A 24,731-nucleotide genomic window follows, 5' to 3' on the forward strand; every position below is an offset into this window, starting at 1 on the left:
GTGAACGAGCGATGACACTGGTGGACATCGAGATCGGGTTACGGCAGCAGCGGAGTACTTTCGAGCTGCAGGACATCGTCGAGTCGGCCTCCCGGTTCCTGGAGGAGGCCTCGGCCCTGGAGATCATCCGCTGGGCGGCGGCGACCTTCGGCGACCGGCTCTGCCTGACCGCCTCCATGGCCGACGCCCTGCTGATCGACCTGGTCAGCCGGGTCAAGCCCGGCGTGGACGTGCTGTTCATCGACACCGGTTACCACTTCGCCGAGACGATCGGCACCCGTGACGCGGTCCAGCAGGTCTACGACGTGAACGTGATCAACGTGAAGCCGTCCCGGACCGTCGAGGAGCAGGAGCGCGACCTGGGTCCGCGCCTGTTCGGACGCAACCCCGACCTCTGCTGCTACCTGCGCAAGGTCGAGCCGCTCAACCGCGCGCTGGAGCCCTACCTCGCCTGGGTCTCCGGCATCCGCCGCGACGAGGCGGCCACCCGCGCCGGTGTCAAGGTCGTGGAGTGGGACGCCAAGCGCCAGATGGTCAAGATCAACCCGATCGCCAGCTGGACGCAGGACGACGTCGACAACTACATGGCCGACAACGGAGTGCTGATCAACCCGCTGCACTACGACAACTACCCCTCGATCGGCTGCGCCCCCTGCACCCGCCAGGTCGCCCCGGGAGAGGACCCGCGCAGCGGTCGCTGGGCCGGCATGGGCAAGACCGAGTGCGGGCTGCACGTATGACGTGGCGCTCCCCCGGCGCCGCTTCCGTGACACCACTGATCGCGGTGGCGCACGGGTCCCGTGACCCGCGCGCCGCCGCGACCGTGGAGGACCTGCTCGACCTGGTACGGATCGCGCGCCCGGAACTCCTCGTGCGCACCGCCTACCTCGACCACGCCGCCCCGACGCTCCCCGCGGCGCTGTCGGGACTGACCGAGGCGGTGGTGCTGCCGCTGCTGCTCACCGAGGCCTACCACAGCCGGGTCGACATCCCCGGCGCGCTGGCCGAGGCGACGGCCCGCCGCCCCCTGCTGCGCGTGCACGCGGGCGCCACCCTGGGCCCGCACCCGCTGCTGGTCACCGCGCTGGAGCGGCGTCTGGCCGAGGCGGGGGTGGAGCCCGGCGAGACGGGCACCTCCGTGGTGCTGGTCTCGGCCGGCTCCAGTGACCCGCGCGCCAACGCGACGGTCGCCCAGATCGCCGGAGACTGGTCCGCACGGCGCGGCTGGCGGTCGGTGAGCGCCGCCTACGCCTCAGCCGCCGGTCCCACCCCGCAGGAGGCGGTGCTGCGCCTGCGGCGCTCCGGGGCCGCCAGGGTCGTCATCGCCCCCTACCTGCTGGCCCCCGGCCACTTCGCCGACAAGATCCGCCGCGAGACGCTGGCCGCGGGCGCCGACGTCGTCGCCGACGTGCTGGGCGCCGCCCCGGAGCTCGCGACGGTGCTGCTCGAACGCTACGACCGGGCCGCACACCGGCAGCAGGTGCTCGCCACCGCCTGAACCCCACCGTGCCCGGCTCCACGGCTCAGGGACCCCACGAGGGGGCTCAGGGGCCTCACGAGGAGGCTCAAGGACCTCACGGGGGGGCCTCTAACTCACGAGGGGGCTCAGGGGCCTCACGAGGGGGCTCAGGGCACGCTCGGGGGTGCGGTGGCCTCGCCCTCGCAGCGCAGCAGGACCATCTCCCCGGTTCTCGGGTCCACCTGGCGCACGTTGTCCCGGCAGGCGGGGAAGATCACCTCCCGTACGCTGACCGACCACTTCAGCGGGAAGGGTTTCGCTTCGGTGAGCCGTGCCTCCCAGCCCTCGAAGTAGTCGTCCATCCCTTCGAGCAGCATGTTGATCGTCTTGCCCGTGCTGTCGATCTCGCCGGGCAGCACGGCCGCGGACACGACCCGCTCACCGGCCACCGAACTCCTCTGTTCCTTGATCGCCGTGGCGCTCCGGTCCTCTTGGGAGATCGCCATGGGGAATCCGTCGGGGCCGGTTCCGCAGAGCTGCCTTCTGGGAGGACCGTCGTCGATCCAGACGATCGCCCGCCGCAGCGGCCCGGAGCAGTGAACGGTCACCGTCATCGAACCGCTTCCGGACCCGAGCCGTAGTTCCTCCCGTGTCCCACCGGTCCCGAAGCTGCGGGTCATGACCTCACGCACGGGATACGGTTCTCCCAATGGCTGTGACACGATCGGCGGGCCGGCGGACGGCCGGGCCATGACGCCGGTCCAGAGATCGGCCTCACTCGCCGTACCGCCGCCCAGGGGAACGTTGAGTGCCACCGCGACGGTGAGGGCGGCCGCGGCCGCCGCGCCGGCCGCGGCCCAGCGGCGGCGTCTGATCGCGCGGACCCGCCGGTGGACGTCGGCGACGGTGACGCCCCCGCTGTGGCCGTCGTCTCCGTCTCCGGTCAGGATCTCGCGCAGTTCGAATTCGGTGATCGTCATCTCAGCTCCCCGTGGTGATCGCGACGGTCGCGGGATCGACCCGCAGTTTGCGCAGTGCCCGGCTGGCCTGGCTGCGCACGGTCGGCACCGAGCAGCCGAGGATCTCGGCGATCTGCTGATCGGGCAGGTCGGCGAAGTAACGCAGCACGATCACGGCCCGCTGCCTGCCGGGAAGCCCGGCCAGGACCTGCCTGACCGCCTCCCGGCCGGCCACCGCGTCCTCCGCGGCCTCGTCCGGTGTCTCGGGGAGGTCCGCGCTCGGCACCTCCCCCCGCCACCTGCGCCGCCACCAGCTGGCATGGGTGTTGGCCAGGATGCGGTAGACGTAGGGGTCCGGATCGTCGCCCACTCTCCGCCAGGCGAGCCACGCCTTGGCCAGGGCCGTCTGCAGCAGGTCCTCCGCCGTGCCCCAGTCGCGGCACAGCAGGTAGGCGGTCCGCAGCAGGCGGGCCGAGCGCTGCTCCACGTAGCGCTCGAAGTCGGCCCGGTCTCGCATCGGGGGATCCTCCCTGCTCGGTGTATGTCACCGAGCACTACGCTCCGGGCGCCCCGAGACGTTGCACGCGTCCGGAGACTCACCCACCGGGGGCGCGGGGAGAAAACCCGGACGGGGACAGAGGCGGCCGAGCGCACGGCCACGCGGCCCGGAGTGGCGCGGCGCGGGAGTGGCACGGGCGACACGTAGCAGGTGAACGCGGGGCGGGTGGGAGACCGCGCGGGTGGGGGACCGCCGTCAGTGGCCGGGCAGCCGGGGAGGCCTGGGGGGCCTGGGAGGGTGCGCTGAGCTCCAGGGCTGAGGGGGCGGGTGGATCTGGTGGGGGCGTGCCTCACCGGGCAGCTCGCCGCGCATCTGGTCCCACTGCTCCCGCCAGGCGGCCCACTTCTTCTTGAGGGGCTTGGCCCGCGAGTCTCCGACCACCTTGATGTCCCCCATGAGGGCATAGGCCTTGACCCGGACGATCGGCACGTTCGTGCCCGGGGGCGCCTCGATGACCTGGACCTTCTTGTCCCCCATGATGGCGATGCCGTCGAGCTCGACGTCCACGCCGTCCGGGACGATGATCTTCACGTCGCCCATGACCGCGGTGGCCATGATGTCGACCACCCCGGTGCGGACCTCGGCCTGGCGCAGGTCCAGCACGACGTCGCCCATCACGGCGACGGCACCGAGCGGCTTGTCGATCCGCCATGTGCCGCGCCGCTTGGAGCTGCCCATCACCGCCACGAACCAGCGTCGCGCCGCCCCGCCCCGCTCGGCCTCGGCCGGAGGATAGGCGGGGGCGGGCGCCGGGTGGCCACCTGGCAGGTCCGCGGTGAGCACGGCCAGCTCGGCCTGGGTGAGGGCGGTGTAGGCCGCCTCGGTGCGCTCGGTCAGCTCGCCGAGGGTCAGCCGTCCCTCGACGGAGGCGACCCGCAGCCATTCGACGGCGGCCTCCCGCTCGGCGTCCGAGACCCGCATTTCCCCGGGATCATTCATGACTCACAACATATCGCGAGTTGTCGGAATAGAGGATCCCCAGAAGGTAGGAAGCGCGATGCGCCCGGAGAAGGAGGCCAGGCCTGCTGACGCCCCCTCACGCAGGCACCGCGTCCACCATACGGCGGCGCGGGGCACCGCGCCGGGCGTCGCGGCCGGTGTACGGCCTCCTCGCCAAGGCAGGCAATATGATCCGTAGGCATGTATCGAGAACTCCTGGACGCGGTGACGGGTAACGACGCCGAGCGGGTCGAGCGGCTGCTGCAGAGCGGAACGAGCGCCGACCCCGGCGGCGCGGAAGAGCCCACCGCCCTGTACCTGGCATCGAGCGCGGGGCGCGTGGCCATCGTGCGCGCACTGCTGGCCCACGGAGCCGACCCCAACCGGATCAGCGGCGGACAGGACGCGGGGCTGCCCCTGTGCGCCGCCTCGGCCTGGGACCGCGTCGAGACCGTGGAGGCGCTGCTGGCCGCCGGGGCCGACGTGTCCGGGCGGGAGGCCGACGGGTGGACCGCCGTGCTCTGGGCCGCCGCCAACGGGCGGGCCGATGCCGTCCGTACGCTGCTCGCGGCCGGGGCGGACCCCGAGGATGCCAACGAGGGCGGCGACACCGCGCTCACCCTGGCCACCCGGCGCGGCGCCCTGGGCGTCGTGCGCGCGCTGCTGGAGGCCGGCGCCGAGGCCGACCGGCCCGACGGCGACGGCGACACGCCGCTGTCCATCGCCTACGACTGGCTCGGCACCCAGCTGGAGAGCGCGCTCCTCGAGCAGCTCACCGAGCAGGCCCCCGAGGGCTCGCAGTTCGTCGTGGGCCGCAGCCGGGCCACGGACGGCACCGACCTGGTGACCGTCGCGGCGGTGGGCCCGGACGGGACCCGCGTGGCCGAGCTCACCTGCCAGCGCGGGCACGCGGCCGTCGCGACCCTGCTGGAGGACGCGACGGACGAGCGACTGCCCTTCGACGAGATGGTCGAGCGGGCGATGCCCTACCGCGACATCGACGAGGAGGCCGAGACCTGGTGGACCGTGGCGAGCTCGCTGAGCCGGCGCGGCGACGGCGAGACCTTCGACGCGGCGGCGCGGCTGTGCGCGAGCGAGGACCCGCGCAAGCGGGAGTTCGCCGTCGACATGCTCGCCGAGTTCGGCTTCACCGAGGACGAGAAGCCCTTCCTGGAGGAGACGCTGCCGATCCTGCGACGGATGGCGGCCACCGAGGGCGACGAGCGGGTGCTGCGCTCGGTGCTCGGCGCGCTCGGTCACCACGCCGACCCGCGTGCCCTGCCCGAGGTGCTGGAGATCATCACCTCCGACGGCTGGACCCGCACCCAGGCCGACCCCGCCGCGCTGGCCGCCGTCCTGCCGGCCGGCCACGCCGAGGGGCTCGCGCTGCTCATCTCGATGACCGAGGACCCCGACGCGGAGGTACGCGACTGGGCGACCATGGGCCTGGCGGGTCTGGCGCAGGACAGTGAGCCGATCCGCGACGCGCTCGCCGCCAGGCTCGACGACGAGGATCTGAACACTGTCGCCGAGGCCACCCGCGGCCTGGCCACCCGGGGGGACGCCCGCGCCCAGCGGGGCGCCGACCGCGTGCTCGCCGAGAGCGACGAGGACGACGACTACGTCCGCGACCTGGTCAAGAACGTCTGAACCGCGAGCCGTACGCGCGACTCCCCCCGGCCGGCGCCGGGGCGGAGGACGCGTACGGCGAGAGGCGTTCCCGGAGGGCGCGCCCTCCAACTCCACGCGAAAGCCGGACATAGCACCACAATTAAGTGCACCAACTCTCCGGAGGGATGTTGAGATAGGCATAGGAGCCGGCGACGGGCCGGATGAGTTCACCGGAGGCCCCACGTGACCCATGACGTCTTCAACCAGGCAGATCCGCTCACCGGGCACGACGTGTCCGCCGACGCCGCCCTCATGGACGGCGTGGACCGGGAGGGCGCGGGATGGGCCACGGGGGAACTGCGCAGGCTCGGCCTCCTCGCCGGTTCCGAGCAGGCCCAGGAGTGGGGGCGGCTGGCGAACGAGCATCCGCCCGTGCTGCGCACCCACGACAGGTACGGGCGGCGGATCGACGAGGTGGAGTTCCACCCCGCCTGGCACGAGCTGATGACCGTCGCCGTCGGCAACGGCATGCACGCCACCCCGTGGACGAGCGCCAGGCCGGGCGCGCACGTGGCCCGCGCCGCCAAGTTCTATCTCTGGAGCCAGGTCGAGGCGGGGCACGGCTGCCCGATCTCGATGACCTACGCGTCGATCGCCGCGCTGCGCCACAGCCCGGTGCTCGCCGCCGAGTGGGAGCCGCTGCTGGCCTCGCGGAGCTACGACTTCGGGCTGCGCCCGCCGCTGAGCAAGCGCGGCGTGCTCGCCGGGATGGCGATGACCGAGAAGCAGGGCGGTTCCGACGTGCGGGCCGGCACCACCCGCGCCGAGCCGCTGAGCGACGGAAGCTACCTGCTGACCGGGCACAAGTGGTTCAACTCCGCCCCGATGTGCGACGTGTTCCTGGTTCTCGCCCAGGCCCCCGGCGGGCTGTCGTGCTTCCTGCTCCCCCGGATCCTGCCGGACGGCACCCGCAACGCCGTCCAGCTGATGCGGCTGAAGGAGAAGCTGGGCAACCGGTCCAACGCCAGCGCCGAGGTGGAGTACCACGGCGCGACGGCCTACCTGGTGGGCGAGGAGGGCCGGGGCGTGCGGACCATCCTGGAGATGGTCAACATGACCCGGCTGGACTGCGTGATCGGCTCCGCGGCCGGCATGCGGTACGGCGTCACGCAGGCGGTCCACCACGCCAGGCAGCGCGCCGCGTTCGGCAGGAAGCTCGCCGACCAGCCGCTGATGCGCAACGTGCTGGCCGACCTGTCCCTGGAGTCGGAGGCGGCGACCGTCCTGATGACGCGGCTGGCCGGCGCCACCGACCGGGCCATCGCCGGGGACCGGGCCGAGGCCGCGCTGCGCCGCACCGCGCTGGCCGTGAGCAAGTACTGGGTCTGCAAGCGCGCTCCGGCGCACGCGGCCGAGGCGCTGGAGTGCCTGGGCGGCAACGGCTACGTCGAGGAGTCGCAGATGCCCCGGCTGTTCCGCGAGTCGCCGCTCAACGGCATCTGGGAGGGCTCGGGGAACGTCGCGGCGCTGGACGTGCTGCGCGCCCTGGGCCGCGAGCCCGAGGCGCAGGAGGCGTTCTTCGCCGAGGTCTCGCTCGCCTCCGGCGCCGACCGCCACCTGGACGCCGCCGTCGACCGTCTGCGCAAGTCCCTGGACGACACGACGGACTTCGAGGCCCGCGCCCGGCGTGTCGCCGAGGACATGGCCCTGGTGCTGCAGGGGTCGCTGCTCGTCCGGCTGGCGCCGACGGCCGTCGCCGACGCCTTCTGCGTCTCCCGGCTGTCCGGTGACGCGGGCCGCGCCTTCGGTACGCTCCCCCCCGGCCTGGATCTGGACGTCCTCGTCGAGCGCGCCTCCTACTGACCCGCCCCCCGGCCGGTGTTGCGGGGCCGTTCGGGCATTGGCTCCGGGGAGGCGAGTAGGGTCGGTCCTGGTTGACTCTTCATGATCGAAAGGATGATCGCCATGGCGACGACACGTACCGCGACGACCCAGTGGAAGGGCTCGCTGATGGAGGGCGCGGGCAGCGTCTCCCTCGACTCCTCCGGGGTGGGCACGTTCGACGTGTCCTGGCCCTCCCGCGCCGAGCAGGCGAACGGCAAGACCTCTCCGGAGGAGCTCATCGCGGCCGCGCACTCCTCGTGCTTCTCGATGGCCCTGTCCCACGGGCTGGCCCAGGCGGGCACCCCGCCGCAGACCGTGGAGACCAAGGCCGACGTGACCTTCCAGCCGGGTGAGGGCATCACCGGGATCGTCATCTCGGTCCGCGCCCAGGTCGACGGCCTGACCGCCGAGCAGTTCCAGGAGGCGGCCGAGAAGGCCAAGGCGAACTGCCCGGTGAGCAAGGCCCTCGCGGGCACGACGATCAGCCTCAACGCCGAACTGCTGAGCTGATCACGGCCCGCCGCCCACGGTCATGGCCGATCACGACCGACCGGCCACGATCGGGCTGATCACGGTTGAGCCGCTCACCGGGCGGTCAGCGCCGGGGTGATCACCACGCCTTCGTGACCATGCGTGCCCCACAGGACACGCATGGTCACGGACGGCGCGCCGAAAGACTAGGACAAATCTCCTCAACGCCACCTTAAGGTGACAAGGGCGAGAACACCCTGCACAAGGGGGCCCGACCAGAGGAGAATAGGGGCACATGCGCGAAGTCTGGCCAGGAGAGTCCTATCCGCTTGGCGGCACCTGGGACGGGGTGGGCGCCAACTTCTCCCTGTTCTCCGAATCCGCCGAACGCGTCGAGCTCTGCCTTTTCGGGGACGACGGGCACGAGGAACGCGTCGAGCTGACCGAGGTCGACGGGTTCGTCTGGCACGGCTACCTCCCGGGGATCATGCCGGGACAGCGGTACGGCTACCGCGTCCACGGTCCCTACAACCCCTCTCAGGGGGACCGGTGCAACCCCTCCAAGCTGCTCCTCGACCCCTACGCCAAGGCCGTCGAGGGCGACCTGAAGTGGAACGAGGCGCTCTTCTCCTACCGGTTCACCGATCCCGGCAGCCGCAACGACACCGACACCGCCCCCTTCATGCCGAAGAACGTGGTGGTCAACCCGTTCTTCGAGTGGGGAAACGACAGGCCGCCCCGGACCCCGTACCACCAGACCGTGATCTACGAGGCGCATGTCCGCGGGCTCACCATGCGCCACCCCGCGGTGCCCGCAGAAAAGCGCGGCACCTACGCGGGACTGGGCCACCCCGCGGTCATCGACCACCTGCTGAGCCTGGGTGTCACCGCGGTGGAGCTGATGCCGGTGCACCAGTACGTGCCCGAGCACGCGATGGTCGCCAGGGGCCTGACCAACTACTGGGGCTACAACACGATCGCCTACCTGGCCCCGCACGCCGCCTACTCCTCCTCGGGCCAGCGCGGCGAGCAGGTGCAGGAGTTCAAGGCGATGGTACGGGCGCTGCACGAGGCGGGGATCGAGGTCATCCTCGACGTGGTCTACAACCACACCGCCGAGGGTGACCACATGGGGCCGACGCTGAGCTTCCGCGGCATCGACAACAGGGCGTACTACCGCCTGCACGACGGCGACCGGCGCTACTACCTCGACTACACCGGCTGCGGGAACTCCCTCAACGTCCGCTCGCCGCACGCCCTCCAGCTGATCATGGACTCGCTGCGCTACTGGGTCCTGGAGATGCACGTGGACGGCTTCAGGTTCGACCTGGCCTCCGCCCTCGCCCGCGAGCTGCACGACGTCGACCGGCTGAGCGCCTTCTTCGACCTGATCCAGCAGGACCCGGTGATCTCCCAGGTGAAACTGATCGCCGAGCCGTGGGACGTGGGACCCGGCGGCTACCAGGTCGGCAACTTCCCGCCGCTCTGGATGGAGTGGAACGGCAAGTACCGCGACAGCGTCCGCGACTTCTGGCGCGGCAGCGGGTCCGCGCTGCCCGAGTTCGCCTCCCGGCTGACCGGCTCCGCCGACCTCTACGCCACCTCGGGGCGCCGCCCCGTGGCCTCCATCAACTTCGTCACCTGTCATGACGGGTTCACCCTGACCGACCTGGTCTCCTACGACCGCAAGCACAACGAGGCCAACAAGGAGAACAACCGCGACGGCACCGACGACAACCGGTCGTGGAACTGCGGGGTCGAGGGCCCCACAGAGGACCCGGGGATCGTGAGCCTGCGCAGGCGCCAGCGCCGTAACTTCCTGGTCACCCTGTTCATCTCCCAGGGCGTGCCGATGCTGCTGGCCGGCGACGAGTTCGGCCGGACCCAGGGCGGCAACAACAACGCCTACTGCCAGGACAACGAGATCTCCTGGATCGACTGGTCGCTGGCCTCCGGCGAGGCGGACCTCCTCGACTTCGTCAGGAGCCTCTCCAAGCTGCGGCGCGAGCACCCGGTATTCCAGCGGCGCCGCTTCTTCCACGGCCACAAGGCCGACGACGGCACCCGCGACATCGTCTGGCTCACCCCGTCGGGAGAGGAGATGTCGGCGAGCGACTGGCACACCGGCTACGCCAAGTCACTGGCCGTCTTCCTGAACGGCGACGCCATCACCGAGCCGGGCACCCGCGGCGAGCGGATCACGGACGACTCGTTCCTGCTCCTGATCAACGCCCACCACGAGGAGATGATCTTCACCCTCCCCGAGGCGAAGTACGGCAAGCGGTGGCGGCGGGTGCTGGACACCGCCGACGAGGGGACGGAGCTCCTCTCGCCTCCGCAGGAGTCCTGGCCGGCCGAGAGCGCGGTGGAGGTGACCGCCCGCTCGGTGCAGATCCTGCACTGCGAGCGGGCGTAGGGCCGGCCGCTCGCGGCCTTCAGGCCCCTGACGCGATCGCGGCGGTGAGCAGGACGAGCACGAACGTCGCCACGCCGGCCGCGCCGTGCAGCACGACCGCGACCATGGGGAAGCGCTGCTCGGCGCCGCGGGCGTGGCGTCCGCCGCCCAGCCAGCGGGTGAACATGGTGAAGCCCAGCAGCGCGGAGAGCGCGAGGACTCCGAACGACAGCCAGGCGAAGGCCGGCTCCAGGGTGCGTACGTACACGATCCAGCAGGCCAGGGCGGACACCGCCAGGGCCGGATGGGCGAAGATGAGCAGCGCGGGAAAGCGGGTGACCTTGGTCGCCTGCTGGCGGAGCCCTCCCCCGGAGAGCCACAGGTACAGCAGGTAGATCCCGACCATCGCGGTGATCAACCATGTCACGATCGTGACCAGCCCCACACAGCCCTCCCGTGTCTCCCGGAACGAATCATGTACCGGGAGCCGCCCCGAGTCACCCCAGCCCTCAGATCCAGTATCGAACGCTCCGGGAGAACTCACAGGTCGTTTCCATGCGAAGGTAGGAGAATGCGCCTTATTCACCCCGAGACCTCGGACGAGGTCGACCTCGTCCGTGCCTACGCCTACCCGGCCGGCCCCTGCCTGCGGATCAACATGGTCGCCAGCGCCGACGGCGGTACCTGGCTGAAGGGACTGTCGGGCGGGCTGTCCGGCAGGGGCGACCGCCAGGTCTTCTGGACGCTGCGCGGGCTGGCCGACGTCGTCGTGGCCGGTGCGGCGACCGTACGGGCCGAGGGGTACGGCCCGGCACGGCCCAGGCCGTCGTGGCAGGGGCTGCGCGAGGGCCGCCCGGCCGCCCCGCCGGTGGCGGTGATCACTCGCAGGCTCGACCTCGACCTGTCGGGCCCGCTGTTCACCGAGGCGGAACCGTACGCCCGGACCATCGTCATCACCTGCGGGGCCGCCCCCAAGGAGCGCCGCGAGGAGGCCACCAGGTGTGCCGAGGTGATCGTGGCCGGGGGCGAGCGGGTGGATCCGGTGCTGGCGATGGCGGCGCTCCGCGAGCGCGGCCTGAGCCGGGTGCTCTGCGAGGGCGGCCCGAAGACCAACGCCCAGCTGGCCGCCGCGGACCTGGTCGACGAGCTCTGTCTCACGGTGAGCCCGCTGCTGATCGGCGGGGACGCCGCCCGTGCCCTCGACGGCCCTCCCTCGCTCACCCCCCTGCGCCTGGCCCACGTGCTGGAGGACGAGGGGTTTCTCTTCACGCGGTACGTCCGGCGAGACGAGAAGGCCGGAGCCCTCTAGCGCCGAAGGTCCCGGCGTTCCATGATTCATGTGGACATACCTCTAGAGAAACGATATATCTCGACCATGGAACGATCATCCTCCTCCGGTGACGAATTGCGCGCCTCGCTCGAGGCCCGCCGGGACCTCGGACCGGAATACGAAGACTCCCTCGTCGAGGGTTTCCTGGAGAAGATGGACCGGGAGATCGACAAGCGGGTGGACGACCGGCTCGCCGCCCGCGCCCGCAAGGAGAGCCCTGCGGTCCGTCCCTCCCTGGACGCCGGGCAGCGGCTGGCGCTGGCGATCGTCTCCCTGGCGACCGGGATACCCGCGACGATCGGGCTGGCCTTCTCCGGCCTGGGCGACTCGATCCTCGCGTTCATCCTGGTGCTCGTGTGGGTCGGCATCATCAGCGTGAACCTGTCGTTCGCCCTCGCGCGGCGGCGCCAGGGCTGACCGCCGCCGCCCGCTTCCACTTCCACGTCAAGCAAGCGTACGCTTGGGCAAGTTTCCGGTACGGCTGACGCGGGAGTGATGAGTGGACGAGTACCGCAATCTGATCGGCGGCCGCCTGGTGGCCGCGGCCGACGGCCGCACGCTGGACTCCGTCAACCCCGCCACCGGCGAGGTCTGGGCCCGAGTCCCGGCGAGCGGCAGGGCCGACGCGGAGGCCGCCGTCGCGGCGGCGCGCACGGCCTTCCCCTCCTGGTCCGCCATGCCCGCACTCGGCCGGGCGCACTTCCTGCGCGGGGTGTCGGAGGTCTTCGCCCGGCACGCCGAGGAACTGGCCAGGATCGAGACCAGGGACAACGGGCGCATCCTGCGGGACACGCTGAAGAAGGACCTGCCCGGCATGACCCACCTGTGGCAGATCGCCGCCGGGCAGGTGCTCGACGCGGTCAAGGGCGAGACGGTGATCCTCGGCCCGGACAGCCTGGGTCTCACCCGTCGCGAGCCGTACGGAGTGGCGCTCTGCGTCATCCCGTGGAACTCCCCCATCTCGACGTTCTCCGCCAAGGCGGCCTACGCGCTGGCCGCGGGGAACACCGTGATCGTCAAGCCCGCCGAGCAGGCCTGCGCCTCGGTGCTGCGCCTCGGCGAACTGCTGGCCGAGGTGCTCCCGCCCGGCGTGCTCAACATCGTCAGCGGCCTCGGTGAGGACGTCGGCGACCCGCTGGTCAGGCACCGCGGGGTCAACAAGATCAGCCTCACCGGCTCCACCCAGACCGGGCAGGCGATCACCCGGGCCTCGGCCGACCACCTCAAGCCGCTGACGTTCGAGCTGGGCGGCAAGTCACCGAACATCGTGTTCTCCGACGCCGACCTGGACGCCGCCGCTCAGGGGGTGACCGTCAACTCGGTCTACACCGGCAACGCCGGACAGGTCTGCGTGGCCGGGTCCCGCATCCTGATCCACCGGCCGGTCTGGGACGAGATGATCGGGCGGATCACCGCCATCGCCTCGCAGGTCCGGCTGGGCGACCCGCTCGACATGGCCACCACGATGGGCCCGATCGTCTCGGCCGGGCAGTACGAGCGGGTCGCCTCCTACCTGGAGATCGCCGAGAAGGAGGGCGCCGAGCTGGTGTTCGGCGGCCGGACGGGGGCCGACGTGGTCCCGTCCATGCCCGGCGGCTACTGGGTGGCCCCCACCCTGTTCACCACCTCCGACAACGCGCTGCGTGTCTGCCAGGAAGAGATCTTCGGTCCGGTGGCCGTGGCCATCCCCTTCGACACCGAACAGGAGGCTCTGGCGATCTCCAACGACTCCCCCTACGGGCTTGCCGCCGGCGTGTGGACCCGCGACCTCGGCCGCGCCCACAGGTTCGTCCGCGACCTGCAGAGCGGCACCGTCTGGGTCAACACCTTCCGCCAGATGCCCCCGGGGCTGCCGTTCGGCGGCGTCAAGGACTCCGGGTACGGGCACGACGCCGTGCTGGAGTACACCAGGGAGAAGGCCGCGATCATCCATATCTGACCGGTGAGCCCCGCCGGGCAGGCCCTTTACCAGAAACCGAATATGGTTCTAGAGTCTGGGCATGGGAATCGCGATCACCGAGGAGCACCGGGCGCTGGCCGTCTCCGTCCACGGCTTCGCCGGACGGAACATCGCGACGCGCGGCATGGACCACGAGCCGTTCCGCGCCGCGCTGGCCGCGCAGGGCCTGCTCGGGCTTCATCTGCCCGAGGCCTACGGAGGACAGGGCGGCGGCCTGCGGGAGCTGGCGGTCGCCCTGGAGGCGCTCGGCGAGCACTGCACGCCGGGTTCCCACCTGCCCACGGTCCTGGCCTCGGCCGTCATCGCCCGCGCCGCCCCCGCGCCGTCCCCCCACCACGACCTGCTGCGGGCACTGGCGGACGGCACGCTGACCGCCGCGATCGCCTTGCCCGGCGGTGCCCGTACGGCCACGACGAGCGCGGCGGACGCGACCGGGCCGACCGCCCTGACCGTGCTCGGGTCCGCGGATGCCGGGGTGTTCGTGGTCCCGCTTCCCGGCGGCCGGTGGGCCGCGCTCGACCCCGGCGACTGCTCGGCCAAGGCGGTCGACGGCATCGACCTGACGCGGCCACTGGCGGCGGTGACAGTGACGGTGACGGCCGTGCCCCAGGAGCGCGTGCTGGGCGGCGTGACCTCCCGCCTCGTCTCGGACCTGGCCGCCGTCCTGCTCGGGGCGGAGGCCTGCGGCGTGGCGGCGTGGGCGGTGTCCACCGCCGCCGAGTACGCCCGGGTACGGGAGCAGTTCGGACGCCCGATCGGCCAGTTCCAGGGGGTGAAACACAGGTGCGCGGCCATGCTCGTCGCCCTCGAACAAGCCCGCGCCGCTGTCTGGGACGCCGCCCGTGCCCTCGACGGGGCCGCCCAGACGGCCGGTGTCGATCCGGAGGACGAGATCGCGCTGGCGGTGGGGGTGGCCGGGGTGCTCGCCGCGGACGCCGCCGTACGGTGCGCGGCGGACGCGATCCAGGTGCTGGGCGGCATCGGCTACACCTTCGAGCACGACGCCCACCTCTACTACCGCCGCGCGCTCTGCCTGCGGGCGCTGAGCGGCGACGCCGGGGAGTGGGCCGAGCGGGTGGCCAGGATGGCGGTGGCCGGGGCGCGGCGGCCGATGGAACCGGACCTGCCCGAGGAGGCCGGGGAACTGCGGCACCGGATCAGGGCGGAGGCCGCGTCACTGGCCGCCGAGGAGCGGGAGGTCAGGCGCGGTCGCATCGCCTCCGAGGGCTGGATCATGCCGCACCTGCCCAGGCCGTGGGGGCGCGGAGCCTCCCCGCTGGAACAGGTGGTCATCCACCAGGAGTTCAGGGATGTCAAACGCCCCAATCTCGGCATCGCCGCCTGGGCGGTCCCCTCCATTGTCCGCTACGGCACCCCTGAGCAGCAGGAACGCTTCCTGCCTGGCACGTTCACCCGCGAGATCACATGGTGCCAGCTCTTCAGCGAGCCCGGCGCGGGCTCCGACCTCGCCTCGCTGTCCACGAGGGCCGTGCGGGTGGAGGGCGGCTGGTCGCTGAACGGCCAGAAGATCTGGACCTCCCTCGCGCAGTGGGCGCAGTGGGCGATCTGCCTGGCCAGAACCGACCCCGACGCCCCCAAGCACGAGGGCATCACCTACTTCCTGGTCGACATGTCCTCCCCCGGCGTCACCGTCCGCCCGCTGAAGGAGATCAACGGCGACGAGATCTTCAACGAGGTCTTCCTGGACGACGTCTTCGTCCCTGACGACCTGGTCGTCGGCCAGGTCAACGCGGGCTGGCGGGTCGCCCGCGACACCCTCTCCCACGAGCGCGTCGCCCTGGGTGACTCCTGGGGGCCCGGCTCCCGGCACACCGACATGGTCGCCCTGATCGACACCCTGGGCGGCCCCGGGGCGCTCCGCCCCTCCGCCCTGGAGGAGGCGGGCCGCCTGTGGGCGTCGGGGCAGGCCATCTCCGCCCTGGGCCTGCGCGTGACGCTCTCCCAGCTGGCCGGGAGCGACTCCGGCACCGCCTCCAGCGTCCGCAAGCTGCTGGGGATGCGCCACTCCCAGGCGGTGTCGGAGTTCTGCTGGTCCATCGCGCCGGGCTCGCCGTACTGGAACCGCATGGTCCTCGCCACCCGCGCCTTCACCATCGGTGGCGGCACCACGGAGGTCCAGCTCAACATCATCGCCGAGCGCGCGCTGGGCCTCCCCCGTGACCCCTGAGCCCGGGGCCGCCGTTCAGGCGCGGGTGGCCGGCCAGCCGAGGTGAGGTGAGGGGCGCCCAGCCGGGCGGGAGTCGACGGAGGACGGATCGTCACTGTGGTCGACCAGGGAAGTTCGTCCCAAAGGAGCCGGAGACGGATCGCGAGCGGCGGCTCGCCACGTGGAGGCAACCCTACAGAACAAGCCGGAGGCCGGGCGGGAGGGCAGGTCCGCCCCGGAGCCGCCACGGCGGCGGGACCGGGCACTCGACGGGGCGGACCGTATGATCACCTGCCTCATGCCCACCGGGCCCAGGCGCTGGCGCGCCACCCGGACGGCGGCATTCCGGCCGGCCCGCGGAACGTGGGCGACCGGGCAGGTGATCTCACCCCTCAACGGGAAGGTGAACCACCCTCCACACTTTTAAAGACGCCAAAACGGTCATCAAAGGATGCTTCGCCCGTCAAGATTTTTCCGAACGGGGCAACCCCGGGCCTCGCCCCTCCACACGCCACGGCGACCGCATAGGCTGATGTGATGGACAAGGTGGTAAAGAGCGACGCCGAGTGGCGCGTCCAGCTCTCTCCCGAGGAGTTCCGCGTGCTTCGCCAGGCCGGGACCGAGCGCCCCTTCACCGGGGAGTACGTCGACACCAAGACCGTGGGCGTCTACAGCTGCCGGGCCTGCGGCACCGAGCTGTTCCGGTCCGACACCAAATTCGACAGCCACTGCGGCTGGCCGAGCTTCTACGAGCCGTCGAAGTCCGACGCGGTGACGCTGATCGAGGACCGCTCGATGGGCATGGTCCGCGTCGAGGTCCGGTGCGCGACCTGCGACTCACATCTCGGCCACGTGTTCCACGGCGAGGGCTACGGCACGCCCACCGACGACCGCTACTGCATCAACTCCGTCTCACTGAGGCTTGAGCCCGCCGAGTAGGCCACCGCGTCGCGATCCGGCCGGTCCGCGACGCGCGAAGACAGCCGGATCGGTCCATCCCGGAGGTTAGTGAGGCGCAGGAAGGGGCAGAGCGACCTCACGCAAAGTATTCACAGATCTCCGTAGCGTGTCTGCCCAAGGAGCCCCCGTGCATCTCCGCCACAAGTGGGAGATCGTTGAGACCATCGGCCGGGTGATCACCCAGCGCTGTTCGATCTGCGGCAGGACCAGGGTCCGGGTGACCCGGCCCGGGCACCGCGCGGACTAGCGCTTCGGCTTGGGGTAGGTGACGCGGCAGTCGGGGTCGTCAGGGCCGAGGACGTTGGCCAGGACCGGGTTGCCGTTCTCTCCGAACTCGGCCTGGACGAAGACCACGGGGTTGGGCATGCCGAGCTCTCCGACGAGATAGTCGACGCCCGCCTCGCACAGCTTGATCGCCTGCTTCGAGTTGTCCGCCGATTCCGGCAGGTCCGTATATATCCGTAGATAGCCACCGACCATTCGGATATCCCTGACCCGCTTGGTCACCTTGCGGCTCTCGAAGTAGGCCAACGCCTTCTTGTCGGTGTGCTTGGAAGGCCCCGACGCCTCGGCCTCACTGTCCTTCTGGCGCTTCTTCTCCGCCTTGGCGGACTTCGCGTCCTGCTCGGCGCCCCCCTTGCTCTTCCCGTCCAGCTCGGCGGCCACCACCGCGCCCGCCACCGGGTCCCCCTGCGGCGCCGCGGCGGGCGGAGCACCGGAGGCAGGCACCCGAGCCGCCTCGCTCCCCGGAGCCGTCTCCCCGGAAGACCACAGCCCGCTCACCGCGAACGCCCCCACCACCAGCGCGGCGGCGCCCACCGAGACCTCAAGGAGCCGTGAGCGAGACTTCTTTCTCCGACGTCCCCGAGTACGCCGCCTGGACCGTGCCAGACCTTCGCCCCTTTTCACCCTTGGCCTCACATAGACAGGTGATTTTCCACGAGTATGACAAAGGCAAGGGATGGCAAAGAGAGCTACGCGGGATTATTTTCGGCGAGCCGTCACAGGAGACACGCCCTTCATCTCACGGAGCAGGAGTCCCGCCGCCGACCGGACTCCGCGGCGACGGGCTCCCGGAGGCTACGGCAGCGCGGCGATCAGCTCGCTGAGCGGCTTGCGGACACCGGTGTAGAAGGGGATCTCCACCCGGGTGTGCCGCCGCGCCTCCGCGCCGCGCAGGGTGCGCATCAGGTCGACGATGCGGTGCAGTTCGTCGGCCTCGAACGCCAGCATCCACTCGTAGTCGTTCAGCGAGAAGCACGCCACCGTGTTGGCACGCACGTCCGGGTAGTCGCGAGCCATCCTGCCGTGCTCGGCGAGCATCCGGCGGCGGTCCGCGTCGTCCAGCAGGTACCACTCCAGAGAGCGCACGAACGGGTAGACGCTCACGTACGCACGAGGCTCCTCCTCGGCCAGGAAGGCCGGGATGTGCGACTTGTTGAACTCGGCCGGACGGTGCAGCGCCATGGCCGACCAGACCGGCTCGGACAGCCGCCCCAGGCCGGTACGGCGGAAGCGGGAGTAGGTCTCCTGCAGATCCTCGGAGGTCGGAGCGTGCCACCAGAACATGAAGTCGGCGTCGGCGCGGAAGCCCGCCACGTCGTACAGGCCGCGGGTGACCACGTCCTTGCGCTCCATCTGGGCCAAGAGCTCCTCGACCTCGGCGGCCATGCCCTCACGGTGCCCCGGGCAGCGCTCGCTCAGTCTGAAGACCGACCACATCGTGTAGCGGATCACCTGGTTCAGGTCTCGTGCCTTGGGCCGCGGGTTCCCGTCCGTCGTCCTCACCCCTTCGTCAGCAAATCGGTTCTGTCCTGCCATTCTCCCGTGGGGTCCAGGTGGTCGAGAATCCGGGCTGCCGCGGTGCGCGCCGTGGAGACGCAGGCGGGGATGCCAAGGCCGTCGTAGGCGGCGCCGCACAGCGCCAGCCCCGGCGAAACCGCGACGGCCGCCCGGATGCGCGCCACCCGGTCGAGGTGACCCACCTCGTACTGCGGCAGGGCACCGCCCCAGCGGGTCACCCGCGAGTCGCGGGGCAGCCCGCGCACGCCCATGACCTCGACCATCTCGGCCATCGCCAGCGCGACCAGTTCCGCGTCGTCGCGCTGGAGCACCGCCTCCTCGCCGAGCCTGCCGATCGAGCAGCGCAGCAGGACCAGGTCGGGATCGGTCTCCGCCAGGTGCGGCCACTTGACCGAACTGAACGTGGCGGCCTTGATCGGGCGCCCGTCGACGGCCGGAACCAGGTAGCCGCTGCCGGACGGCGGCCGGGGAAACGCCTCCCGCGGGTAGGCGAGGGTGACGACGGCCATGCTGGCGTACTCGATCCTGGCCAGCTCCGCGGCGGCCTGGGGCACCTCCTCCGCGAGCAGCCGGCTCGCCGCCGGAGCGGGAACGGCGATGATCACCGCGTCGGCCTCGATCGTCTCCGGCTCCCTGGTGGGTCCGGCCACCAGCTTCCAGCCGCCCTCGGTCCGCCGCAGCTCCCTGACCATGACGCCGGTCCTGATCTCGGCCCCGGAGGCGGCGGCGACGGCCTCGGGGAGGCTGCCCATCCCCCGGCTCAGGGTGGTGAAGACCGGCCCCGCGTCCTTCGGGGCGTCCGCGGCGATCTCCCCGGCCGCGGCGAGCAGCGACCGCTCGGTCCTGGCCGCGATGGCGATCCCCGGCATGGTCGCGTCCAGCGAGAGCCGCTCGGTCCTGCCCGCGTAGACACCGCCGAGCAGCGGCTCGACGAGCCGGTCGACCACCTCGCCGCCCATCCTGGCCCGGATGTAGGCTGCCACCGACACGTCGGTGGTGACCCGCGTCGCCGGGAGGATCCGGTCCAGCGCCACCCTGGCCAGCCCCCCGGGGGAAAGGATCCCCGACCTCGCCAGCGCGAGAGGGTCGGACGGCACGCCCATGACGTGCCCCTTGGGCATGGGCCGCAGCGCGCCCCGGGTCAGGATGGCCGCCTGGGTGGTGCCGGGGAGCCGCAACTCCTCGCCCAGCCCGACCATCCTGGCCAGTTCCTTGCCCTCGGGCCGCCGGGCGAGCATCGCCTCGGCCCCCGCGTCCATCGCGACGCCCGCCACCTCGGTGGCGTGCAGCTTGCCCCCGACCCGCGGGGCGCCTTCGAGGACGGTCACCCGCAGGTTCTCGCCGCCCTGACGCAGATGCCACGCGGCGGCCAGTCCGGCGATCCCGCCGCCGACGACCACCACATGCCTCCGGTTGCCTTCCATGACTCCTGACCGTACCGGTCCACCCCCCCGGTCCCGTCTCCCACCTCGGCGCCCCACCCTCCCCGTGACCCGACGGCGCGCAGAACGTGACGCCATCGTGACTGCCCCGCACCGAACCCCGCCACCGCACCCGCCGTCATGAGATTCATGAGCAGATTCCGGTACGGCCCGCGCCTGGCGGTCTTCTTGACGGGCCTGACGCTGTTGGTGTCCGCCTGCGGCGGGGGTTCTTTACAGTCCACGTCCTACGAAGGAGCGGCGGCACCCGCGGCCGACGTGCAGGCGAGCAGCCAGGCCAGCGTGGTGCTTTCCGAGAGCGCGGGGCAGGCCGGGGGCGGCTCCCCGCAGACCGGCCAGGTGAAGATCGTCCCGCAGGACCGGGCGATCGTCTACACGGCGGAGATGACGATCAGGGCGAAGGAGGTCACCGCGGCGGCCGACCGGGCACGGCAGATCGTCACCGCCGCGGGCGGCTACCTGGCCATGGAGAACTCCGACGCCCACTCCGACGGCGAGGGCTCCGCGACGCTGGTCTTCAAGATCCCGCCGGGGAACTATCCGGGCGCGCTCGACCGCCTGGGCAAGGAGCTGGGCACGCGCGAGTCGCTCCGGCAGAACACCGAGGACGTCACCGAGCAGGTGGCCGACGTGGAGAGCCGCCTGAAGTCGGCCAAGGCCGCGCTCGACTCCCTGCGCACGCTGCTGAAGCGGGCCAACACCATCGGTGAGGTGCTCAAGGTGGAGCGGGAGGTCTCCAACCGCGAGAGCGAGCTGGAGTCCCTGCAGGCCAGGCAGAAGACCCTCGCCTCGCAGACCAGTGCGGCGACGCTGACGCTGAACCTGGTCGGCCCGGCGGCCGTGGTGCAGAAGAAGGAGGACGACGAGCCCGCCGGCTTCCTCGGTGGCCTGCGGACGGGCTGGAAGGCTTTCGTCGTCGCGGTCAAGCACGGCCTGACGCTCCTGGGCGTGCTGCTTCCCTGGCTGATCGTGATCGTCCCGGCCTGGCTGCTGACCGCCTTCCTGCTCCGCCGCAGGAGGAACGGGGAGCGGCCGCTCGCCGCGGGCTCCGAGGACCCGGAGCCCGATCCCGACGAGGAGCCTCTCCCCGCGAGCGATCCTCGGGGAGAGGACGAATCCGAGGGGGCGGACGGGCGTCCCTAGTCCCAGGCGAGTGGTGACAGTGCACCGGCGCCGGGGACGATCAGCGGGCGGAGGCCTCGTGGACGAAGTCGGTGAGGCGGGCCAGCTGGTCGGGGTCGGTGCCCGGCAGCACGCCGTGCCCCAGGTTGAACACATGTCCCTCGACCTTGGCCGCGCGGGTGAGAATGTCGCCCGCGCGGCGCTTCACGACCTCCCAGGGGGCGAGCAGGATCGCCGGGTCCAGATTGCCCTGCAGCGCCTTGCCCGGGCCGACCCTCCGGGCGGCCTCGTCGAGCGGGACTCGCCAGTCGACGCCCACCACGTCGGCCCCCGCCTCACCGAGCAGGCCGAGCAGCTCTCCGGTGCCGACGCCGAAGTGGATGCGCGGCACGTCCAGACCGGCCAGGCCGTCAAAGATCCGGCTGGTGTAGGGGAGGACGAACTCGCGGTAGTCGTCGGGCGACACCGCGCCGACCCAGGAGTCGAAGAGCTGGACGGCGGAGGCTCCCGCAGCGAGCTGCACGCGCAGGAACCCCAGGGTGATCTCGGTCAGCCGATCCATGAGGGCGTGCCAGAGGCCCGGCTCGCCGTACATCATGGCCTTGGTGTGGTCGTGGTTCTTGGAAGGGCCGCCCTCGATGAGGTAGGAGGCCAGGGTGAAGGGCGCTCCCGCGAAACCGATGAGCGGGGTCGCGCCCAGCTCCTTCGTCAGCGCCTGGACCGCCTCGGTGATGTAGGAGACGTCGTCCGGCTCGATCGGGCGCAGCGCCTCGGCCGCCCTGGCATCCCTGATCGGCGCGGCCACCACCGGGCCGATGCCGGGCTTGATGTCGAGGTCGACGCCGATCGCCCTGAGCGGGACGACGATGTCACTGAAGAGGATGGCCGCGTCCACGCCGTAGCGGCGGACCGGCTGCATCGTGATCTCCACGACCAGGTCGGGGGTGGCGCAGGCCGTGAGCATCGACACCCCCGCGCGGAGCGCCCGGTACTCGGGCAGCGAGCGACCTGCCTGGCGCATGAACCACACCGGTGTGTGGGATACGGGCCGGCGGCGGCAGGCGCGCAGGAAAGCGGAGTCGGCGAGCTCGGAAGTCACCCCACCAGGGTGCCATGCCCGGTGACCGGTCGGCTCACCACGGTCGCCGACCGGTGAGATCAGCCCGAAATCACCAGTTATTCAATGAGATTGCACCTCACACCACCCTGGCACCGTCAAGTGATGACAACGATACTGTCTTACCGGTTTCGAGAGCTTCGTCCGCTGAAATCCGATGTTGGCACCAGCCGGATGGCACCGCGCGGCACGAAGCGATCATGTTTCCGGGTACAGTTCCTCCCATCGGTGATCCTGGACCGGCCCCCGGCTGGTCCAAATGTTCGCCAAGTCACCGCGCGGCATCGATTCCTGCACCACTTTGGGGACACGCCGAGCACGCTGCGCGGAAATGTCGGCGCGACGTGCCAACGTCGGACCACGACCCGACGAAAGGCCCGTGCGATGTCCACCATGTGGAGTTCACCCGAACGTCGCGGTGAGCACCGTGCCTCCTGCGCCCGCGTGCGGGTTCCCGAACGACAATCCCGCCCCGTCGATCACGGTCGGCCTGAACGCCCGGAACGGACCGGCGCCGAGCGCGGTCACACGTTCCTCCCCGAAGTCTCCCACGGCGAGGTCACCCCCGCCCTCCACAGGCCGTCGGCAGCGTCTTGATCGGTTCCAATGGCTCCTACACATATCCCAGTGGTCCCCATGCGATCAGTTTCGACCTACGCTTCCGATATGACCGTCGGTGACGCGCCGCCCGCTCCCGCCGCCTTCAGGCGCGCGGTGGCGAGCATGCGCCCCGCGGAGGTCAGACCCGAGATCGAGCTGGAGGACATTCCGGCGCCACAGCGCCTGGCCCCCTACTCGGCCGCGATCGGCGCGTCGGTGTACCGCGACGACGACGAGCTCGCGATCGGCCGCCTCATCGTGCTCTTCGACCCGGACGGCCAGCGCGGCTGGGACGGCCAGTTCCGGCTCGTCGCCTACGTGCGGGCCGACATGGAGCCGGAGATCACCGAAGACCCGCTGCTCGGCCCCGTCGCGTGGAGCTGGCTCACCGAGTCACTCGACGCGCACGGCGCCGGCTACGCCGCCGCCGGAGGCACCGTCACCAGAGCGGTCTCCGAGGGCTTCGGCAACAAGGCCGAAGACCCGGTGACCACCGAGCTGGAACTGCGTGCGTCCTGGTCACCGCTGCAGGAAGACCTCTCCGGCCATGTCGCCGCCTGGTGCGATCTGATGTGCCTTGCCGCGGGCATACCACCCCTGCCACCCGACGTGGCGGCGCTGCCGCCGCGCCGTCGCGAGGATCCGGAGCCCTTCAGAACGTGACCGATGAGACGACCGTAATTCCACTGCTGGAGCCTCGTGAGGGAATCCCACCCGTCATCGAGGACTCCGCCTCCCTCGCGCGCGTGGTGCGCGCCTTCGCCGAGGGCACCGGCCCTGTCGCCGTCGACGCCGAACGCGCCTCCGGCTACCGCTACAGCGGCCGCGCCTACCTGGTACAGCTGCGCCGCGCCGGCGCGGGCAGCGCCCTGATCGATCCCATCCGCTGCCCCGACCTGTCCGAGCTCGACGCGGCGCTGGCCGACACGGAGGTGGTGCTCCACGCCGCCTCCCAGGACCTGCCGTGCCTCGCGGAGGTGGGCTTCCACCCGCGAGAACTGTTCGACACCGAGCTGGCCGGCCGGCTGCTCGGCTACGAGCGGGTCGGTCTTGGGCTGATGGTGGAGAACGTCCTCGGTTTCAGGCTGGAGAAGGGGCACTCGGCCGCCGACTGGTCGACCCGCCCGCTCCCCGAGGACTGGCTGCGCTACGCCGCGCTCGACGTCGAGGTCCTGATCGAGCTCCGCGACGTCCTGCACGAGGAGCTGAAGTCCAGCGGCAAGCTGGCGTGGGCGCAGGAGGAGTTCGCCTCCGTGCTCGCGCACAAGGCGCCCACCCCGCGCTCCGACCCGTGGCGGCGCACCTCCGGAATCCACAAGGTCCGCTCGCTGCGCGGGCTGGCGGTGGTACGGGAGCTGTGGACGCTCCGCGACGGGCTCGCCCGCGAGTCCGACGTCGCCCCCGGCCGTGTCCTGCCCGACTCGGCGATCGTCACCGCCGCCCTGGAACTGCCCCGCACCACCAAGGCGCTCACCGAGATCCCGCCCTTCACCGGCCGCAGTGCCCGGCGGCACCTGCGCGACTGGCTGGCCGCGATCGGCACCGCCCGCTCGCTGCCCGACTCGGAGTTGCCGCAGCCCAGCACCCCCGGCGACGGGCCCCCACCGGCCAACCGATGGATGGACCGCGATCCGGTGGCCGCCCGGCGGCTGGCCGCGGCCAGGACCGTGGTCGCCGCGCTCGCCGACGAGCACCACATGCCCGCGGAGAACCTGATCCAGCCCGACGCCGTGCGCCGCCTGACCTGGGAACCACCGGCCGTCGTCGACGACGAGACCGTCACCGCCCGGCTGCGCGAGCTGGGCGCCCGTGAGTGGCAGATCGGGCTGACCGCCCATCCGATCGCCAAGGCCCTGATCCGCCTGGAGCTCAAGGGCCAGGCCTGATGAACCGGCCGACGCCCTTTACAAAGTAGATCACTGGAACGACGTCATCCCCTGTGCGGAGCCCGTC

Annotated in this window: 23 protein-coding genes; 14 read left to right on the forward strand and 9 right to left on the reverse strand. The window is 71.3% G+C overall.

Going from position 1 to position 24,731, the window contains the following annotated elements; genetic code table 11:
• Nucleotides 1-11: 11 nt before the first annotated feature.
• Both ABT061_RS15345 and ABT061_RS15350 read left to right on the forward strand, forming a co-directional pair.
• Entirely contained in the window at nucleotides 12-740 is a 729-nt protein-coding gene (locus ABT061_RS15345) for a phosphoadenylyl-sulfate reductase (protein ID WP_350917031.1), read from the forward strand.
• Nucleotides 737-1,498, forward strand: a complete 762-nt coding sequence (locus ABT061_RS15350; protein WP_502991444.1) for a sirohydrochlorin chelatase — start codon at nucleotides 737-739, stop codon at nucleotides 1,496-1,498. Before ABT061_RS15345 ends, ABT061_RS15350 begins: the two co-directional genes overlap by 4 nt.
• A gap of 128 nt (nucleotides 1,499-1,626) precedes the next feature.
• Here ABT061_RS15350 and ABT061_RS15355 read toward each other — a convergent pair whose 3' ends face one another.
• From ABT061_RS15355 to ABT061_RS15365, 3 genes are all read right to left on the reverse strand, one after another.
• Nucleotides 1,627-2,439, reverse strand: a complete 813-nt coding sequence (locus tag ABT061_RS15355) for a hypothetical protein (protein ID WP_350917037.1) — start codon at nucleotides 2,437-2,439, stop codon at nucleotides 1,627-1,629.
• Nucleotide 2,440: 1 nt separating this feature from the next.
• On the reverse strand, nucleotides 2,441-2,935 hold the full coding sequence (locus ABT061_RS15360; protein ID WP_350917040.1) for a SigE family RNA polymerase sigma factor: 495 nt from the start codon (nucleotides 2,933-2,935) through the stop codon (nucleotides 2,441-2,443).
• 237 nt (nucleotides 2,936-3,172) lie between these two features.
• A complete protein-coding gene (locus ABT061_RS15365; protein ID WP_350917042.1) occupies nucleotides 3,173-3,916 on the reverse strand; it encodes a DUF1707 SHOCT-like domain-containing protein in 744 nt (247 codons plus the stop codon).
• A 201-nt stretch (nucleotides 3,917-4,117) separates the two neighbouring features.
• Here ABT061_RS15365 and ABT061_RS15370 point away from each other — a divergent pair, with 201 nt between their 5' ends.
• From ABT061_RS15370 to glgX, 4 genes are all read left to right on the forward strand, one after another.
• A complete protein-coding gene (locus ABT061_RS15370; RefSeq protein ID WP_350917044.1) occupies nucleotides 4,118-5,566 on the forward strand; it encodes an ankyrin repeat domain-containing protein in 1,449 nt (482 codons plus the stop codon).
• 204 nt (nucleotides 5,567-5,770) lie between these two features.
• A complete protein-coding gene (locus ABT061_RS15375; protein ID WP_350917046.1) occupies nucleotides 5,771-7,390 on the forward strand; it encodes an isovaleryl-CoA dehydrogenase in 1,620 nt (539 codons plus the stop codon).
• A 102-nt stretch (nucleotides 7,391-7,492) separates the two neighbouring features.
• Entirely contained in the window at nucleotides 7,493-7,921 is a 429-nt protein-coding gene (locus tag ABT061_RS15380) for an OsmC family protein (protein ID WP_343967483.1), read from the forward strand.
• 256 nt (nucleotides 7,922-8,177) lie between these two features.
• Nucleotides 8,178-10,298, forward strand: coding sequence for a glycogen debranching protein GlgX (glgX, locus tag ABT061_RS15385; RefSeq protein ID WP_350917049.1), 2,121 nt, complete (start codon nucleotides 8,178-8,180; stop codon nucleotides 10,296-10,298).
• A 19-nt stretch (nucleotides 10,299-10,317) separates the two neighbouring features.
• Here glgX and ABT061_RS15390 read toward each other — a convergent pair whose 3' ends face one another.
• Complete coding sequence (locus ABT061_RS15390) at nucleotides 10,318-10,722, reverse strand: hypothetical protein (RefSeq protein WP_350917052.1); 405 nt, start codon at nucleotides 10,720-10,722, stop codon at nucleotides 10,318-10,320.
• Nucleotides 10,723-10,848: 126 nt separating this feature from the next.
• Here ABT061_RS15390 and ABT061_RS15395 point away from each other — a divergent pair, with 126 nt between their 5' ends.
• From ABT061_RS15395 to msrB, 5 genes are all read left to right on the forward strand, one after another.
• Complete coding sequence (locus ABT061_RS15395) at nucleotides 10,849-11,586, forward strand: pyrimidine reductase family protein (protein ID WP_350917055.1); 738 nt, start codon at nucleotides 10,849-10,851, stop codon at nucleotides 11,584-11,586.
• A gap of 66 nt (nucleotides 11,587-11,652) precedes the next feature.
• On the forward strand, nucleotides 11,653-12,024 hold the full coding sequence (locus ABT061_RS15400; RefSeq protein ID WP_350917058.1) for a hypothetical protein: 372 nt from the start codon (nucleotides 11,653-11,655) through the stop codon (nucleotides 12,022-12,024).
• Between the two features lie 82 nt (nucleotides 12,025-12,106).
• A complete protein-coding gene (locus ABT061_RS15405; RefSeq protein ID WP_350917061.1) occupies nucleotides 12,107-13,546 on the forward strand; it encodes an aldehyde dehydrogenase family protein in 1,440 nt (479 codons plus the stop codon).
• A gap of 61 nt (nucleotides 13,547-13,607) precedes the next feature.
• Nucleotides 13,608-15,755: an acyl-CoA dehydrogenase family protein gene (locus ABT061_RS15410; protein ID WP_350917064.1), complete on the forward strand. Its 2,148-nt coding sequence runs from the start codon at nucleotides 13,608-13,610 to the stop codon at nucleotides 15,753-15,755.
• A 516-nt stretch (nucleotides 15,756-16,271) separates the two neighbouring features.
• Nucleotides 16,272-16,673, forward strand: a complete 402-nt coding sequence (msrB, locus tag ABT061_RS15415; RefSeq protein ID WP_343967498.1) for a peptide-methionine (R)-S-oxide reductase MsrB — start codon at nucleotides 16,272-16,274, stop codon at nucleotides 16,671-16,673.
• Nucleotides 16,674-16,937: 264 nt separating this feature from the next.
• Here the strand turns inward: msrB and ABT061_RS15420 are convergent, their stop codons facing one another.
• The 3 genes from ABT061_RS15420 to hemG form a co-directional block, all read right to left on the reverse strand.
• Complete coding sequence (locus ABT061_RS15420) at nucleotides 16,938-17,513, reverse strand: hypothetical protein (RefSeq protein ID WP_350917068.1); 576 nt, start codon at nucleotides 17,511-17,513, stop codon at nucleotides 16,938-16,940.
• Nucleotides 17,514-17,774: 261 nt separating this feature from the next.
• Nucleotides 17,775-18,515, reverse strand: coding sequence for a hydrogen peroxide-dependent heme synthase (gene hemQ, locus ABT061_RS15425; RefSeq protein WP_502991445.1), 741 nt, complete (start codon nucleotides 18,513-18,515; stop codon nucleotides 17,775-17,777).
• Nucleotides 18,479-19,921 (reverse strand): protoporphyrinogen oxidase, encoded by a 1,443-nt coding sequence (gene hemG / locus ABT061_RS15430; RefSeq protein WP_350917071.1) that lies wholly within the window; start codon nucleotides 19,919-19,921, stop codon nucleotides 18,479-18,481. Before hemG ends, hemQ begins: the two co-directional genes overlap by 37 nt.
• A 147-nt stretch (nucleotides 19,922-20,068) precedes the next feature.
• Here hemG and ABT061_RS15435 point away from each other — a divergent pair, with 147 nt between their 5' ends.
• Nucleotides 20,069-21,082, forward strand: a complete 1,014-nt coding sequence (locus tag ABT061_RS15435; RefSeq protein ID WP_350917074.1) for a DUF4349 domain-containing protein — start codon at nucleotides 20,069-20,071, stop codon at nucleotides 21,080-21,082.
• Nucleotides 21,083-21,122: 40 nt separating this feature from the next.
• Here ABT061_RS15435 and hemE read toward each other — a convergent pair whose 3' ends face one another.
• Together hemE and ABT061_RS15445 are read right to left on the reverse strand one after the other, a co-directional pair.
• Entirely contained in the window at nucleotides 21,123-22,160 is a 1,038-nt protein-coding gene (hemE, locus tag ABT061_RS15440; RefSeq protein WP_350917077.1) for a uroporphyrinogen decarboxylase, read from the reverse strand.
• Nucleotides 22,161-22,580: 420 nt separating this feature from the next.
• Complete coding sequence (locus ABT061_RS15445) at nucleotides 22,581-22,706, reverse strand: hypothetical protein (protein ID WP_350917080.1); 126 nt, start codon at nucleotides 22,704-22,706, stop codon at nucleotides 22,581-22,583.
• 138 nt (nucleotides 22,707-22,844) lie between these two features.
• Here ABT061_RS15445 and ABT061_RS15450 point away from each other — a divergent pair, with 138 nt between their 5' ends.
• Nucleotides 22,845-23,441 (forward strand): DUF3000 domain-containing protein, encoded by a 597-nt coding sequence (locus tag ABT061_RS15450; RefSeq protein WP_343967512.1) that lies wholly within the window; start codon nucleotides 22,845-22,847, stop codon nucleotides 23,439-23,441.
• Nucleotides 23,438-24,664: an HRDC domain-containing protein gene (locus ABT061_RS15455; RefSeq protein WP_350917083.1), complete on the forward strand. Its 1,227-nt coding sequence runs from the start codon at nucleotides 23,438-23,440 to the stop codon at nucleotides 24,662-24,664. Before ABT061_RS15450 ends, ABT061_RS15455 begins: the two co-directional genes overlap by 4 nt.
• Nucleotides 24,665-24,731: the final 67 nt, after the last annotated feature.

Source organism: Streptosporangium sp. NPDC002544 (assembly GCF_040295965.1).
Classification (GTDB): Bacteria; Actinomycetota; Actinomycetes; order Streptosporangiales; family Streptosporangiaceae; genus Streptosporangium.